The sequence below is a fragment of the Actinokineospora globicatena genome (assembly GCF_024171945.1).
GTDB lineage: Bacteria > Actinomycetota > Actinomycetes > Mycobacteriales > Pseudonocardiaceae > Actinokineospora > Actinokineospora globicatena.
This window is the reverse complement of sequence record NZ_JAMTCR010000003.1, coordinates 331,851-347,227: the sequence shown is the minus strand read 5'-3', so window position 1 is coordinate 347,227 and position 15,377 is coordinate 331,851. Positions and strand designations below refer to the sequence as shown.

Here is a 15,377-nt window from a genome sequence, read left to right as displayed (position 1 = left end):
CTCGGACGACGCACCGTGAGCCCGTATCGGGACACGGTCAGCATTCGGGGCTCTACCTGCCTACCGCCCAGGTCAGCGGCATCATGGCCGGGTCTACCTGCCTCTACCCGGGTAGACCTCACCGGCCGCCCCGATACAGCTCCCACGCGTCCCGCAACATCGCCCGGCGGTATCCGTTGCGGTTACGGCTACCGATCTTCACCTGGCCCGGTCGCACCTCCAGCGGTACCAACACCGCCGCGAGATCCTCAGCAGTCCACGCGCCGTACCGCTCATCCAACGTCCCCAGCCGAGACAACAGCGTGTCGGTCCACAAGCGATCATCAGTACCGAACGCGGTCAACACGTCCACCACAGCCGCACGGTCCACTGTGTCCACCTCGACCAACGGCACAGGCAGGCTGTCCACATCGACGCGCGGCAGTCCCCGTGCGGCACGGTGCGAGCCGTTGAGCCGAGCACGCGCAGCCGGTACAGGCCGGATCTTGTTCAGGATCGGGTCTCGCGCCCCAGCAGCGTGGACGTAGCAAACCCCGGCATCCTCGGGAGCCTCACCGGTGGCCGGGTTGAGCCGGTCCGGCCGCCAGCCCTCCGCGATCATGTTCGCCCCGAGTACCAGCCGCACATCGGCGTGCCGGCACGCGTGCATGATCTTCAACGCCGCGATCTCGGCCACCGCGGCCCCGAGCGCGTCCGACGTGGCCTCACTCGCCGCCAACACCAACGTCACCCGCGCTTTCCGACCGATCCTGATCAGGTCGATCGCCAGCGCCTTCGCCTGATCGGACAGGCGCGGGTACTCGTCGCAGAACACCACCACCGCCGGACGCTCCGGCGCCGCGTCCCACGCGTCACCCATGCCCAACCGGGTCAGCAGCTTCGGCCGCACCTGCGCCATCGCCACCGCATCGGACAACGCCCGCTCAATCCCGGCCTGGTCCCGCTCGGTACGGGCAACAGCGCCCCCGAGCACCTCCAGCCCGTTCCCCGCCGGGTCCAAGTCCCACACCACAGCGTCCGCGCACGCCGACACCGCGTCAGCCAACGTCCGCAGGGTCTGCGACTTGCCCGCACCCGGCCCACCAATCACCACGGCGTGCACCCCGTACAGCGACAACCGCAGGTCATCGCCACTCATCCGCGACCCAACAACGTGCGCGTCCTTGATCGACAACGACCCGGGCGCATGATCCGGCGCAACAGGCACTCCAGCGAACGGATCCCGCTCCGCCAGCCGCAACACCACCCGCGCCCGACGCCCGCGATCCGGTGCCGCCAGAACCCCACCCGACGGCAGGTCCAGCGTGGTTTCCAACTCCGCGACCTTGGCCACCAGACCAGCCGGTGTCCCGCGCTTGAGCACTACCGCCGCCTCCCAGCCCCACGGCGTCCGCCTGGTGCTCTCCACACCGCGCAGCTCGATCCCCTCAGCCGCGACCGCCCTGGCAACACAGTCCGCCGCCTGGCCTCTGGTGTGGGCATCGGCGATCGGGAACGGCTCCAACGGCCCCCGTTCCGGCACGGCCTCAGCGCCTGCCCGCGCTGGCACCCGCGTGCGTCCGACCAGTGCCAGCACGGTGACCACCGCCAGTCCGGCCGACCAGGACGCCCACGTCCCGAACTGCCTCGCCAAGACAGCCACGCCACCCAGCAGGCCAGCGATCAAGCCTATGACCAGCCACAACCGGCGGTAAGCCGCACGCCGCCACGCATCACGTGCCCGCTTCACCCGGTGCGCGCGAGCCCCTTCAACCTCCAGCTCCCGCACCAGCGGCCCGTACTCCCGGTAGGCCAGCAGGTAGCGGCCCACGCACCCGGCCAACCACAGGCCGCCGACGACCGCGAGCCACAGCACCCGCAGCGACCAGGGCACACCGCGCAAGACCAACCACCGCGCGCCCCTCACTGCCCCACGCCACAGCAAGCGCGGTGCCACGTGCAGAACCCAACCCCGGGCATCCCGAGCCCACGACAGCGCGGCGCGGCCCACGATGGCCGGATAGGCCAGAGACGGCCAGTACGCCACCCACCTGCGTCCGGCCTTCAAAGGCCACCGTCCGCGTAGTAGGTCGATGCCTGCTCAACCTCACCCGCGTACTCCCGGGCAACCTCAGCCGCCCGAGCCGCTTCCTGGGCGATCTGCCGATACAGCCAGGCACCGTGACTGGTGCCCGCGAAATATTCCAGCTCCTCACCCAGGTAGCCCAGGTGGAAAAGCCTGCACTGAAGGTCTTCCCAGCGTTCCATGGTTCGATCTCCGTTTACTCGGTGTCGAGCCGGCGTATTCGCCAGCCCGTAGAACCGAGTAAACGGGGCCACCAACCACAACAGGACTCATGCCGCGCATTATGCGTATGCGCGAGAGTTCTCCCTTAGCGCGCATACGACCTATGCGCGGCGCGCATCAATGAGTAAGCGCGTCCAGCAGTTCGCGAAATGACTCCACCAACGAGTCGAGCACCTGCGCGCCCTTGGCGGCTGTTGCCCGCGAGGGATAGCCGATGATCCCGGACTTCGTGTAACCCGCCATGCCCGTCAAGTGCAGGTGCGGACGAACCGGAGCGTCGTGGTCGGCCTCGGCGTAGTCCTCACGCACCAACTCGGGGTGCGCGTGCAGCAAGATCGACGTCTCCCACTCGCCACCGTGCATGTCCTCATCTGCGGTGCTCTCCATCCCCGCAGCCGCCCGAGCAGCGGAGACATCATGCTTGCCCGGGAACAGGGCGACCGCCGCGCCACCCACGTTCGCCTCTTGGGCGATGTTGGACAGCACGTAGTTGCCGCCGTGGCCGTTCACCAGCACCAGCCGCGTGATCCCGAGCCCAGCGAGCGAAGCCCGGACGTCCGCGATCGTCGCGATCAACGTACCGGCGCTGATGCTCACCGTTCCGGCGAATCCCGCGTGCTCGTGGGAACACGACATAGTGATTGGCGGCAGCCGAAACAGGTCGTAGCTCTCAGCGAGTCGCGCCGCGATCGTTTCGGCGACAATGGTATCCGTGGCAAGCGGCAAATGTCCGCCGTGCTGCTCGAAACTCCCGACCGCGAGAATCGCCACCCGCGCGTCGCGCTGCGCCTCTTCGGTTGACGTCGCCGCGGTAATCATGCGCACCCTCATTCGCAGACTCTAAGACCCCAGCGACTTTACCAGTCTGCGAACTTGAGACGCTTCCTCATCCGCACCGGCTGACTCCAGCGCAGCCGGAATCCGCTGCAACTGCGCCACGATCCGGTGCGAGCGCGTCTCCATGGCGATCCCGGTCGAGCTGCGCGCCACCTGCACAGCGTGGTCGGCCTGGGCCTCGACCGCGTGCGCCATCGCCAACCGCGCCAGGCACAGCCCCAGGTCACGCCGGAACTCTGCCTGCCACCCCGCCAGCCCCTGCCGAAGCGAGTCGATCGCCTCGTGGGGACGCCCCAGCTCCACCCAGCACTGGGCCGCTTCCATCTCCAGGTACTCCGGCGTGCAGTAGTGCCCTAGGTCCATCTCCGAGTCGCCCGGCCGCTCAGCCAGCCGAAACGCCGCCTCCAACACCCGGGCACACGCCGCGTCGTCGCCCTTCTGCGCGTACACGTGGGCCTGTTGCCGTAGCGCCAACGCCTGCAATCGCGCCGACAGCCGGTTGGACTGCGACAGCGCCGCGTTGGCCAGCTTCAACGCCAGGTCATACCGGCCCGCGTCCGTCGCGATGTTGCTCCGCCGCATGAGGATGTAGGAGGCCAGCTCGTCGTCCTCGGCCTCCTGCGCGAAGTCCAACGCCTCGCCTGACGCCTGCATCGCCGTGGTCAGCGTCCCCGTGTCCTGGTAGATCCATCCCGCGAACTCCGCGTACCGGGCACCTACCCGTAGCAACTGCGCGCGGTCCTTGCCACGGGCCTTCTGCAAGAGCTCCTCGATGAACCGCAGCTGCTGCGGCACCACCTGGACCAGAGAACGCGGTCCCGCGAGATTGTCCGTGCTGGCGTAGTGATCAAGCGTCTTCAGCAACGAATCCGCGATCGCCGAACCGGTGTTGATACTCGCCGCCGGAACCAGCGGCCCATCCGGCAACGCCAGTATTTCGTCCGAACGCGGCAACGGAATCGCGTCCGGGTGCTCGGGAAGTGAGAACCACAGGAGATCGGCGGGCATCTTCAACGCGCGTGCGTAGTGGACCAGCTTCTCCAACGTGTCCACTTTGTTCCGCCCGGACTCAATCCGGCTCAGCTGCGACTGAGTAACCGTCCCAAGCCACCGGCTGATCGTCTCCTGCGGCAACGCCTTGTGCCCGTGAGCCGGGTGATAGCGGTACGTCCGGACAACCACGCCCATGTCCCTGGTAGCGAACGCGTTCCGCATCTGGTCCGTGGTCCAGAAGTCCAACCCCAGGTCGGGCGCGTGATCAGTCCCGATGCCACTGACCTGCCTGCACGGAGCGCACATGCTCACCCTCGTGTCCCGCGCGAGCCTGCCGCCGCACCTCATGCAGTACCGGCCCGACATCAATTCTCCAACCCGCTGCGGTGACTTCAACGCCCACACTAGACCCCGGGCATCTGTTATATGCGTGGCGCGCATACAGATCATGCCTTCGGGGTGCAGGAACCGATCCGCTCGCTTCATACCTTCGGACCAGTTGCCCAGTTGACAACCCCGAACAGGCACCGATGCGACCCACAAACAACGCTCTCCGCGACTACCGCCTAGCGTTTGCCCTCACACTAACGGACTACCGAACCGCGGCGAGTGCCACTTTCCGCCACCTTTCCGAGACCTCCCAGATACCCGAACAGACCCTGCGGGCCTACGCCAAGGGTACCCACCACCCCGACCTCCCCCGCGTCTTCAAGCTGGCCCCCGCCCTCGGCACCACCCCCATCGCGCTCCTGGTAGCCGTCTCCGACCGCGTCCATCGCGCCAACGGCCACGAGCCGAGCCCCAACGCCCTCCACGCCGTCCTCCTCCACGGCGGCCTGTCGCTCGACCAACTCGGAGCGTTCGATGCCTGACACCCGAGTCATCGCGCCGTACATCACCAGGTGGAGCACCGAAGCAACCTACCTCGGTCAGCTCACCCGCCGCCCGTCCGGCCGTGGCATCGCCTACCGGGACGAGACGTTGGGCGACCGTGACCGTCACGGTGTCCTCTGGGCACGCGCGAACTCCGCCCCCGAGATCGGCCGCCCCAGTTTCGGCAAGATCCACCCAGCCCGCCAGCGCCGAGCGATGCGTCGCTTGCTGTGCCAGGTCTGCGCCAAGCCCGCCGACCAGACCCCCGATGGTGTCCTGTGGCTACTGCTGGACCACCGCGGCGACTGGTCCGGCTGGCCGGATGGCATGGGTGTCACAGAACCGCCGATCTGCCGCCCCTGTATCGACGTGGCCACCCGCCACTGTCCGGCCCTGCGTCGCGGCTACGTCGTTGTCCGGTCCCGCCAGTACGAGATCTCCGGTATCCAGGGTCTCCAGTTCCACCCCGGCCGCACCGGCATCACCCCCGGCGAGCAGGTCCTTCTCGACTACACCGACCCCGCCGTCGTCTGGACCCTGGCCCACAACCTCGTCCGCCTGCTCGGCGACTGCACCATCGTGGACTGACCATGTCCCCGCGCGGACGACCTGTCGGCCCCACCCCAGAAGCCGAAACGCTCATCGTCCGCCACGGACCGATCTACGACCATTTCGCCCACCGCTGGTGCCTCAAGGGGGAGCTACTCGACGGCGGCCCCGCGACCACGATCATCGACCTCGCCCACGACCTCAGCGCCGCGCGGATCCATCCCGCCGCGATCCCCACCTACAGCCTCACACTCACCACGACCTCGGTGGCACACCTCGCCACGATCTGTCGAACGCCCGGCCGCACAGCCACGTTCCGGAACGCGGGCACGACTCTGACCGTCACCCATGCCGACGGCGACATCACCATGGCGAGCGCCACCAAGACCCACCAACTCACCATCACCTACCGGCGATACACCGCCACCGCGCTCGCGGTCATCCTGGGCGAACTCCACGACATGATCCCCACCCAACAGAAGGCCGCCTCCTGATGCCCGACGACTGGGATGCCGTCAGCGCCGCCGTCAACCACCGCATGCGCGAACTCCGCATGACACAGGCCGAACTGGTCAGACAATCGGGCCTCTCCAAGGCCCTCGTCCAGGAGATCCGACACAACCTCGTGCAACGCCGCCGCAGCACCCGAACCCTCGAAGCCCTATCCACCGCCCTCGAACTACCAGCCCTCTACCTCACCAACGTCCTCACCGGCGGCCCACTGCCACACATCGCACCCCCAGCGGAAGCCGACGACGACCCCATCGCGGAACGCCTCGACGCTCTCGAACAGCTCCTGGCGACCCTCGTGCTGCGAGTAGACCGCGTCCTAGCCCGCCACCCACGCCTCAACCCCCACGCCAACACCCGAAAGCCACCCCATGCCCAACCGCCGCGACCCCAGCCCCGCCCACACACTCCGCACCTGGATCCTCGGTCGTGAAATCCGCCGCATCATGACCGACGCCGGTCACACCAACAACGACCTCGCCCGCCTCCTCGGCTGGCACCCCGCGACCCTCTCCCGCTACGTCAACGGCCAGCGCCACATCCCACCGGCCGACCTCGTGCACCTGCTCATCGCCTGCCGCCACACCCACCGCACCGACCGCGACCAACTCCTAGCGCTCGCCGCCGACCACCACACCCCGCACCACTGGCACGACCACCACGACACCGGCCTCTACGCCCACACCCTCACCGACCTGGAACACGACTCCACCGCCATCACCTACTACACCCCGACGTCCCTACCCGACATCCTCCATACACCCGACTACTACCACGCCCTCCTCACCGCATCACCCCTGGTCCCCGCCGACACCATCCCCACCCGCCTCGCCGCACACCGCGCACGCTGCCAGCTACTCACCAGGAAGACGCCGCCCGCCGTCACCGTCATCCTCAGCAACCTGGCCCTCTTCACCGCCGCAAACCGCGACAAGACCTTCCCCGACCAACTCCAGCACCTCTACACCCTCGCCTCAGCCCCCACTATCTCCATCCGCGTCCTCAACCTTCCAGCGCTTGCCAGCCCTCACCTCATAACACCCTTCGGGCTCCTCCACACCACAAGCCGCGCCGAGGTCGTCCACCTACCCACCCACACCGCGAACCTCTACACCGAGGACCCCCACACCATCCGCACCTACGAAACCCTGCTCACCGACCTCGCCGCCGAGACCCGCCCCCTCGGCACACTCACCGACCACCGACCCCAGCGCATCCCCGCCTGACACCCACCCGCAGAAAGCACACCCCGCAGTGAGCCGCACCGCCATCACCGCAGCCCTCACCAGAATGACCACCGCACTCGACCACCACCTGATCACCTACTCACTGCCAACCCCACACCTCATCACCCTGTCCGTAGGAGCCCGCCCCAGCGACTACGCACGAGTGATGATCCACTCCGAGAGCCTCCCCATCATCGCCGCGACCCTCCTGCACTGGGCCAACACCCTCACCAACCCACAACCCAGACTCCTCGGCGAAACCGACGACTACACAGCCAAAATCCAAATACACGGCCGACTCCCCGACCACACCGAAATCCAGGTATGCGCCCATCCCGAACACCACCTAGACAACTTCCGCGGCCAAGCCCTCGACCCCGAACAAACCCTGCTCTGGCTCCACAAGCAGGCATCAACCGCTCTGACAGCCGGCCGCTGACCGTCAGTCGGCTACCAAGAGGTCGAAGAGTCCGCAGAACGACGCGGTCAGCGAGTCGAGCGCCTTGGCGCCCTTGTCAGCGGTTGCCTTGGACGGGTACCCGATGATCCCGGTCTTCGAGTACCCCGCCATCCCCGTCAGATGGAAGTACGGCCGCTCCGGCGCCTCGTAGTCAGCCTCCCTGTATCTGAGCCGCACCAGCTCCGGGTACGCGTGCCACAGGCTGCCGAGGCGAGAGAGCCTGATGACGATCACTCAAGAGGGGCAAACTAGTGCGGTGCCCGGTCCAAGTTCCCTCCCCTCGTAGTTGACGAGACGACGGGCGGGCGTGTCTACGGGTATTACTTGCCGTGGCTTGAGAGCATCGACAGCGACAGCACGGCCTCGGGGGTGGGCCGTTCGGATCGGAAGATCTGTGAGGGCCCGGTGGAAGTCGATGGCGAAGGTCGGCCTGGTAGAGGAGTGCGGGCCTCGATTGGTAGGTGGGTCGCCCAGGTCACCGCAAGGGCTACTCGGACGTTGACCAGGGAATCCGATCCCCGTGCCGAACTCGCGCCCCTCACGCCGCAGTTCCAGGGTAGCCAGCACGAGGTGTTCGTGTCCCACTTGAACGCCGCGCTGGACGACCAAGAGATCCGCAACATTGCGGTGACCGGACGCTATGGGGCGGGCAAGTCGAGCGTGCTGAAGGAATTTGCTCGCCAGAACAGGAAGCGCGTCCTGTTCCTGTCACTCTCCACCCTAGGGCCAGATGAACCCAACGAAACTAAGACGAACCAAATCGAGAAGGAGCTCGTTAAGCAGCTTCTGCATCGGGAGAAGCCAGCCCGAGTACGGCAGTCCCGCTACCAGCGAATTGAGCGGCTACCCAAATGGAAGGCCGTGGGGCAGGTCACTGGCGCCATGGCTATTATGGCGGTGGGCTTGTGGCTGTTCGGTGTGATCCCTGGCCGCGTGTCCGGGCTGCGGGCGGACGCACCCGCAGGGGTTCGTGTCGCCGCGAGCACAGTGATCATCGGATGTCTGATCTGGCTACTGGCTGCAGTACGCATAGCGATCCACAATCGTCTCGTGGTATCCCAGGTTTCGGCCGCCGGTACCGCGATCACCCTCACCAACAAGTCCGAGACCTATTTCGACAAGTATCTCGACGAGATCGTGTACTTCTTCGAGTCTCATTCAGCAATCGATGTTGTCGTATTCGAGGACCTCGACCGGTTCAATCATCCTGAAATCTTCGACGCACTGCGTGAACTCAACACGCTACTGAATACAAGCAAACAGATCATCGCGGGCCGGCCACTGAAGCGCGACCAAAGGTCTGTTCGATTTATATATGCGCTGCGTGATAGCATTTTTGAACAACTCGGCCACGATACTAAGCAGTTGGCCGACGATGACGCGCAGGCCGAGATCATCCGCGCTAATCGCACAAAATTCTTCGACCTGGTCATCCCGCTCATTCCCTTTATAACCCATCGTACAGCTCGCGAACTTCTACATAAGGCACTTGTAGATCCCCTACTCGCACCAGTTCCGAAGGTCAGCGACGAGTTGGTCGATTTGGTCGCCCGCCATCTCCCTGACATGCGACTGCTGACCAACATCCGTAACGAATATTCTATCTTTGCTAATCGCCTTATCACTAATAGCCACGGCATGGACACCCTCACGCCAGACCGACTCTTCGCCCTTGTCGTCTACAAGAACCTTCACCCCGAAGATTTCGAACTCATACTTGTCGGACGCAGCAGACTCGACCGCGTCTATCAACTTAGCCGCGACTTGGTCGCAGAGAGCACGAGTAAGCGCCGCACCCGACTCCGGCAGATTACCGACGGCGTCGCCTCCCAGGACGCGATCGACGAGAAAGCGAAGAAATGGGGCGAGCGACTCGATTGGTTTGCCCGCAAGGTCGCAGCCGCGAGCGGCGGGCAAGTTACCGGCTATTTCATCAACAGCGATCTTCGCGCCAAAGATCAAATCACTTCCGTCTCCTTTTGGCATGAAATCGGAAATAGAGGCAGCGGCGTCAAGATTCAAGGCTCGTTCGGCTACTATGGGAATCAGCAAACTGTCTCACTCGACATTAACGAACTTCACAATCTCGTTGGTGACCAGGTGGCCAATTTCGACTGGGCGGCCGCCGTGCGGGACGACGTTCTGCGCGAAGAGTCCGAGCTTCGGGTCGACCTAGAGAGGCTTCGGGTAGCCGACTTCATCGACCTGGCCAAATACCCAGAGTTCACTCTAATCCATAGTGGCGCACCAACCGATTTTCGACATCTTGTTGCCGACATAGTTACCTCCGAACTGGCTCAGGCACTTATTAGCAGCGGGTACATCGACCGGTACTACAACATGTACATCGCCCAGTACTACGGCGAACGCCTACCGACCAATGCAATGAGCTATATTGTACAGAATGTGGATACAAACCGAGCTGATATCACTTACACCCTCAAACCAAACGAAGTTGCCGCATTGCTAGTCGAGACAAAGCGCTCGTTCTTGAAAGAAGTCAGTGCCTACAATATCGACATTCTCGACCATCTCCTTAAGACCGGCGACGAAGGCGCCCATGCAGTCCTGGACAACGTCATTCGGCATATCGGGGACACGGAGCGCGCGTTCATTGAAGCCTACCTCAACGACGGCGTGCATGCAGGCGACGCAGTTGCTTACCTTGCCCCGCGGTGGCCGAAGATCTTCAACGAACTGGTCGATAGTGTGGGTCTGAGCCACGTTAGGCGGGTCGAACTCGTAGACATCGCACTTGCCAACTCCGGTGAGCAAACTGAGTATTGGTTCACCGAAACTATCCGGGAGTTCTTCCAGTTCAACTACGAGAAGTTCTGCACAATTTCCCCACTCGCACCAACTGGTAAGTCCGACTGCACGAATCCTACAAAAGACGCAGAAACATCCGAAATGGCCATCGGTTACGCGATCCACACACTAGGTCGAGCGCGGTTTGAGTGCGATAATCTCGCCGCCGTGCGAGATTTGGCTATGCGGCTTCTTGTCGAGCTGAACTGTTACACGTTTACTGCCGCGAACCTGAGGGTAGCCCTTGACCAGCCCCTAACACTGAGTTTGGACCGCGTTCGCAGGATCAACATTGATGTTTACAAGCGTGCACTCGGCCTCATTGATGAGTATCTCAATGTCATTGATGCCGAACGCCTCGAACGCCGTGCTGCCGCACCCAATGTAGTTGAAGGCGAGTATGGCGCATCCTGGACCATCGAAGATCCCGCCGAATTTTGCGCCATCGTGAACGACCTCGCAGAACTGGATGAACAGCACGTTTTGCGCGTCCTTAAGTGTGCGCACCCCAGCTGCAGCATCGACGACCTTACAGCGGTACCGCGCTCTATCTGGACCGCGCTAGCTGACTGTCAGCGGTTCGCGCCAACGCTCGACAATATAGATGCCTACATCGAGCATGCTGGCTCCATCGACGCGGGCCTGGCTGCCATACTCACTCATACCGGCTCCATCACTCTGTCTAGGTCGAAAGATGACGACGTGAACGGCGAATCTGTTTCGGAAGTGGCCACCGAGAGAGAAAGCTTGGAGGCCAGCGCGATCGAAGCAGTGAAGATCCGCGTCGCCGGGGCCTTGCTGAACGCTGCGGCAACTATTCCAGATCTAGCTGTGAGAACTATGCTTGTTGTGTCACTTGACCTCGCGGCTCCGCTCCCGGTAACTCAGGTTCCTGCAGAATCCGGTCCGCTGCTGGGATACCTTCTCAGGGCAGGTATTTGCACAGACGACGCCGCTACCTTCTCGCATTTCGACACGAACGATTGGCTCACCCTCAGCCACGGCATTGCGCATTCCAGAAAATTCGTCGAGTTCGTCCAGCCAGAATTGCTCAACTCGTCAATGGCGAAGCACGTCCTGAGCGGCTCCGATATCGGCAAGAACATCAAAGCTGCTATCCTAGCCCGCGTAGATGAGTTCATCCCGGTCGACGACCGGGCTGCCCTTCAGGTAGCGGGGCAGGCCGCGCTCGTGAACAACATCAGCCTCAGTGCTACGGCCATCTCCTTGATTGCGCGCGGAACCCAAGACGGGAATCTAATCGTCCGCCTAGCTTTCCAATTTCATGAAGCTCTCACCTCAGGCGAGATTATCGCTGCGCTGGTTGAGACCGATGAACCATACGTTAATTTGACCGTAAGTGGCCACAAGCTTACACTCCCCAGAAATAGGCATCACGAAGCTGTGTTCGGCCGATTGAAGGCAGATGGCTACATCAAATCCCGCGTCTATGCGAAATCGGCCTTGAGAAGCGCGCGTATTGAGGTTCAAGTAAAATAGTCGTCAGGATGTTGACAAAATATAACGTCGACTATATAGGACTCGTTCGGTCACGCAGATCCGATACCACCGTTAGCGAATGCCGACAGCCATCTCCTGCTCACAAGATCGACGATATCGCTAGTAGATTGAAAACCAAGGATATCCTTCGTGGTAATGATGATCAGGCGGCAGCCCATAGCGGATGCAGCGAGCGCCAGCGAATGCGCATAAGTCATGTCTTCAGGATCGCCAGAAAGGCCACTCGCCGCAGCTATGACTGCAAGGCTGGAATTTCGGCTGAGGCAAATAAACAGAAAGTAGCCGACAGCCTTGCTGTCTAGGGGACTGGAATAATTCTTGCATTCGACCAGAAACTCGCTGGGTACACCGCGAAATGCGCCGCTATGACCGATCGCGATATCGACTTGCTCGGCACCAAAGTAATTCCTGGTATTCGTCGCCGAAAATACCCCAGGCACGCTTTCGAAGATGAACTTCAGTAGTTCTTCGTACTTCTTGCCGCGATAGTCGGCCGTCAGTCCATTCGAAGCCTGATCTAGCAGTTCAACGATTCGCGCTTTGTCCAAGTCCGTCATGGCCTATGCACCGCCTCGTTGCGGGTATCCATAACAACCCTGGCAAGCGAATTGTTCCTGAGCGCATCTAGCAATTGCCTAAATCCAAGATAGACTACTCTCGGCACCGCCTCAATCTTTAGCGGGACCTGAACCTTCGCGTCGTCAAAGAGTAGGAGCCCCAGGCTTATGTTCTCTTTGGCTACTCGGTCTCCAAGACGGAGTGCAGCATCAAACAAGCTCCGGCTGCTGGTAACGACCTTCACCTCGACGATGAGCGGTCCAAAGTATGAAGGCATCGACGGCACCGCGGCGGCAAGGTCAAATCCCCGTTCCTCCTTGTCCGTGGGGGTTGAAATATCCGCCCCTGCGGTTTCAAGCAAATCTCTAACCCAGATCTCGTAAGCTTGATACTGAATCCTAGACTCGCCTGAATCGAGCTCATGTAGGCGTTCGAGGCGACGCCTGAATTCCATCAAGTCGAGATCGCGCAGATTTGCTCTCCGCATACTGTCCAAGCCTGACGGCTCCAACTGTACGCGCTTTAGGAAAAGTCCAATATGGAACCGAAGCGCGTCAATTCTGAGGACTGTGCCATTCAAGCGAATGACTTGGGCTCGACCAAAAAGTACGTCCGGGCTGCGATCCTCAACGAAGGCCAACAAGGGAATGCCGCAGCCGATGGTTATCCCGCACTCTACAAGTATGTTCTCCCTTTCGGTCGATGAACTATTATCCAGGATGGCAACGACTGCGTCGACTGTGCGACGCCCCTGCCAAGGATAATCTAGGAACTCATCTCTAGCATATAGCTCGACATTTTCCTCCTTCAACACTGCTAGTAGAGGCGTTAGATCAAGATGGACCGGGGCCGCGACGTACACGCGCATACTGGCAGCCTGCCACACCCTCGTCTGTTGCGATCCAGGGGCCTCACAGAGCCTATAGTTATTGAGCAACTCGGTGTCGAAAGCGTAGCTACCCAACTGGCAGCGACCAGGCAGACCCCTAGTCTTGGCTAGTTGGCAGACACCTGCTTACGGGTGAGTAGTGCGTCCCTCGCTCCTCGGACACACGCACTAGCTACACGGGGGCAGGCCGTCACATCGATGGCCTGCTCTTCTGGTTTGTAGACCATGCTCAGGTCCAGTTCCCGGTACAGCCGGTTGAGCCCCTCCGGCTTGGCGTCCTTGAGGGTGGCGCCGATGTCGCCGAGTGAGTCGATCATCGCGTAGATCTCCGCAGGGTCCAGCGCGGCGCTGGCCGGGGCGTTGTCGATCTCGGCCTGCGCCGCCGCCCTTTCCGCTTGCGCCTGGTTGATCGCCTCGACCATCGCCGTCGGGTCCACTCCCGCCGCGATTGCGGCCTGGAACCGCCGTAGGCGACCCTCCGCGTCCGCCTTCCGAGCCTTGGCGTCTTCACGGCTCGACCCGCTCGTCATGTCCGGTTGAGCGTCCAGCAGGGTTGTCACGGTGTGGTCGACGTTGTCCGGGTGGAACAGACCGCTGATCCAGTCGTTGACCGCTTCCACCACCGCGTCCTCACGCAGGTTGACCGTCTTCGGATGTCCGGCCAACGCCGCCGAACCCGGCGCCATCGTGCGGGCGGTGCACCGGTAGTAGGCGCCATTGCGGATCGTGGCGCCCTGCATCTTCCGGTGGCACACCCCGCACCGCACGATGCCCCGCAACAGGTAGGTACGCGCCGTGGCGCTCGGGCCGCGTTCGGACTTGCGGGCGGTGTCCAACCCACCGGCCGACTTCGCCCGACGCCTCAACTGGACTTCGGTGAACGTCTCCACCGACACGATCTCCGGATGCGCCTGCTCCCGCGACCGCACGATCCGGTCCGGGCTGGCGCGACGGAACCGGGTCACGTGCCCCGCGGCAACATCATCGGGGTCCATCAGCATCTCGTGTTTGGCCCACCGACCGAACACCGCGTATCCGGTGTAGCGCGGATTGTCCAGAATCGCGCGCACAGTACTGCCCTGCCAACCATCCGCGAGCCTGTGCCGATTCTGCTCCGGCCTATTCGCCGAGGGACACACCACACCTTCCCGATTCAACAAGGTCGCGATAGCCCGATCGCCGTTGCCATCCAAGTACTCCGCGAAAATCCTGCGTACCACCTCGGCGCGTGGCTCATCCACCGTCAGCACCCGCAGCCGGAACCCCTCCGCGGCCTTGCGCGGGTTCGGGTGCGGCCCAGCGTCGACCACCAGATAGCCATACGGAGTCCGCCCGCCCTGGTGACGCCCCTCGTTGACCACCTGAGCGTCCATCGCCGCCCGCACCCTGGCCTGGACATGCTGCCGCTCGGACTCGCTCATACCCCCAAGCACGCTCATCAACATCTTGTGCGAGGGATTGCGCGGGTCGAACTTCCCGCCTAGTTCCGGAACCCACAGGTCAACCCCATACGCGGCGAACCGGGGTGCGATCAGGGAGAACTGATTCCCGAACCAACACCGAGTGCCTTCACCGACCACCACACCCGTCCACGTCCGCCCCGGGTCCTTGAGCGCCGCCAGCAACCGCGCCCCAGCCTCCCGCCGCTCCCACGGCACCGACCGCGACTGCCCGATGTCGAAGAACTCGGCCACGATCCGCCCACCCAGCGGCCCCACGAACTTCGCCGCGTTACCCTGCTGCCACCCCAACGACGTCTCCGGGTCCTGGTTGTCCTCGGTCGAGCACCGCCCGTAGAAGGCCAACGCCCCGACGCGCTCGTCCACGACGTGCGCCGCGATCTCGATCCCCATGAGATCATCGAGC

Annotated in this window: 14 protein-coding genes; 6 read left to right on the top strand and 8 right to left on the bottom strand. The window is 63.0% G+C overall.

Features of this window, described 5'->3' with window-relative positions; all coding sequences use genetic code 11:
* Window positions 1-118: 118 nt before the first annotated feature.
* The 4 genes from LV79_RS14830 to LV79_RS14815 all read right to left on the bottom strand — a co-directional run bounded on the left by LV79_RS14830 (window position 119) and on the right by LV79_RS14815 (window position 4,168).
* On the bottom strand, window positions 119-1,882 hold the full coding sequence (locus tag LV79_RS14830; RefSeq protein WP_253836759.1) for a P-loop NTPase family protein: 1,764 nt from the start codon (window positions 1,880-1,882) through the stop codon (window positions 119-121).
* 161 nt (window positions 1,883-2,043) lie between these two features.
* Window positions 2,044-2,247, bottom strand: coding sequence for a hypothetical protein (locus LV79_RS14825; protein WP_253836750.1), 204 nt, complete (start codon window positions 2,245-2,247; stop codon window positions 2,044-2,046).
* Between the two features lie 157 nt (window positions 2,248-2,404).
* On the bottom strand, window positions 2,405-3,118 hold the full coding sequence (locus tag LV79_RS14820) for a creatininase family protein (RefSeq protein ID WP_253836748.1): 714 nt from the start codon (window positions 3,116-3,118) through the stop codon (window positions 2,405-2,407).
* Window positions 3,119-3,127: 9 nt separating this feature from the next.
* Window positions 3,128-4,168: an NsdA family TPR-like regulatory protein gene (locus LV79_RS14815; RefSeq protein ID WP_253836746.1), complete on the bottom strand. Its 1,041-nt coding sequence runs from the start codon at window positions 4,166-4,168 to the stop codon at window positions 3,128-3,130.
* Window positions 4,169-4,981: 813 nt separating this feature from the next.
* Here LV79_RS14815 and LV79_RS14810 point away from each other — a divergent pair.
* The 5 genes from LV79_RS14810 to LV79_RS14785 are packed head-to-tail and all read left to right on the top strand — an operon-like array spanning window position 4,982 to window position 7,714.
* The gene (locus LV79_RS14810) at window positions 4,982-5,578 is read left to right on the top strand and encodes a hypothetical protein (protein ID WP_253836744.1); all 597 of its coding nucleotides are present in this window, start codon (window positions 4,982-4,984) and stop codon (window positions 5,576-5,578) included.
* Between the two features lie 2 nt (window positions 5,579-5,580).
* On the top strand, window positions 5,581-6,033 hold the full coding sequence (locus tag LV79_RS14805; RefSeq protein ID WP_253836736.1) for a hypothetical protein: 453 nt from the start codon (window positions 5,581-5,583) through the stop codon (window positions 6,031-6,033).
* Complete coding sequence (locus LV79_RS14800) at window positions 6,033-6,482, top strand: helix-turn-helix domain-containing protein (RefSeq protein ID WP_253836734.1); 450 nt, start codon at window positions 6,033-6,035, stop codon at window positions 6,480-6,482. The genes LV79_RS14805 and LV79_RS14800 overlap by 1 nt, the downstream gene beginning before the upstream one ends.
* A gap of 13 nt (window positions 6,483-6,495) precedes the next feature.
* Entirely contained in the window at window positions 6,496-7,275 is a 780-nt protein-coding gene (locus tag LV79_RS14790) for a helix-turn-helix domain-containing protein (RefSeq protein WP_285470167.1), read from the top strand.
* 28 nt (window positions 7,276-7,303) lie between these two features.
* Window positions 7,304-7,714 carry a hypothetical protein gene (locus LV79_RS14785; RefSeq protein ID WP_253836732.1) on the top strand — a complete coding sequence of 137 codons (411 nt, stop codon included), beginning with the start codon at window positions 7,304-7,306 and terminating at the stop codon, window positions 7,712-7,714.
* A 3-nt stretch (window positions 7,715-7,717) separates the two neighbouring features.
* Here the strand turns inward: LV79_RS14785 and LV79_RS14780 are convergent, their stop codons facing one another.
* The gene (locus LV79_RS14780) at window positions 7,718-7,969 is read right to left on the bottom strand and encodes a creatininase family protein (protein ID WP_253836730.1); all 252 of its coding nucleotides are present in this window, start codon (window positions 7,967-7,969) and stop codon (window positions 7,718-7,720) included.
* Window positions 7,970-8,311: 342 nt separating this feature from the next.
* On the opposite strand from LV79_RS14780, the gene LV79_RS14775 reads away from it, so the two are divergent.
* Entirely contained in the window at window positions 8,312-12,043 is a 3,732-nt protein-coding gene (locus LV79_RS14775) for a YobI family P-loop NTPase (protein WP_443612879.1), read from the top strand.
* A 50-nt stretch (window positions 12,044-12,093) separates the two neighbouring features.
* Here the strand turns inward: LV79_RS14775 and LV79_RS14770 are convergent, their stop codons facing one another.
* From LV79_RS14770 to LV79_RS14760, 3 genes are all read right to left on the bottom strand, one after another.
* Entirely contained in the window at window positions 12,094-12,621 is a 528-nt protein-coding gene (locus LV79_RS14770) for a hypothetical protein (protein WP_253836726.1), read from the bottom strand.
* Window positions 12,618-13,490, bottom strand: a complete 873-nt coding sequence (locus tag LV79_RS14765; RefSeq protein WP_253836724.1) for a hypothetical protein — start codon at window positions 13,488-13,490, stop codon at window positions 12,618-12,620. Before LV79_RS14765 ends, LV79_RS14770 begins: the two co-directional genes overlap by 4 nt.
* Before the next feature lie 128 nt (window positions 13,491-13,618).
* On the bottom strand, window positions 13,619-15,364 hold the full coding sequence (locus LV79_RS14760; protein ID WP_253836722.1) for a recombinase family protein: 1,746 nt from the start codon (window positions 15,362-15,364) through the stop codon (window positions 13,619-13,621).
* Window positions 15,365-15,377: the final 13 nt, after the last annotated feature.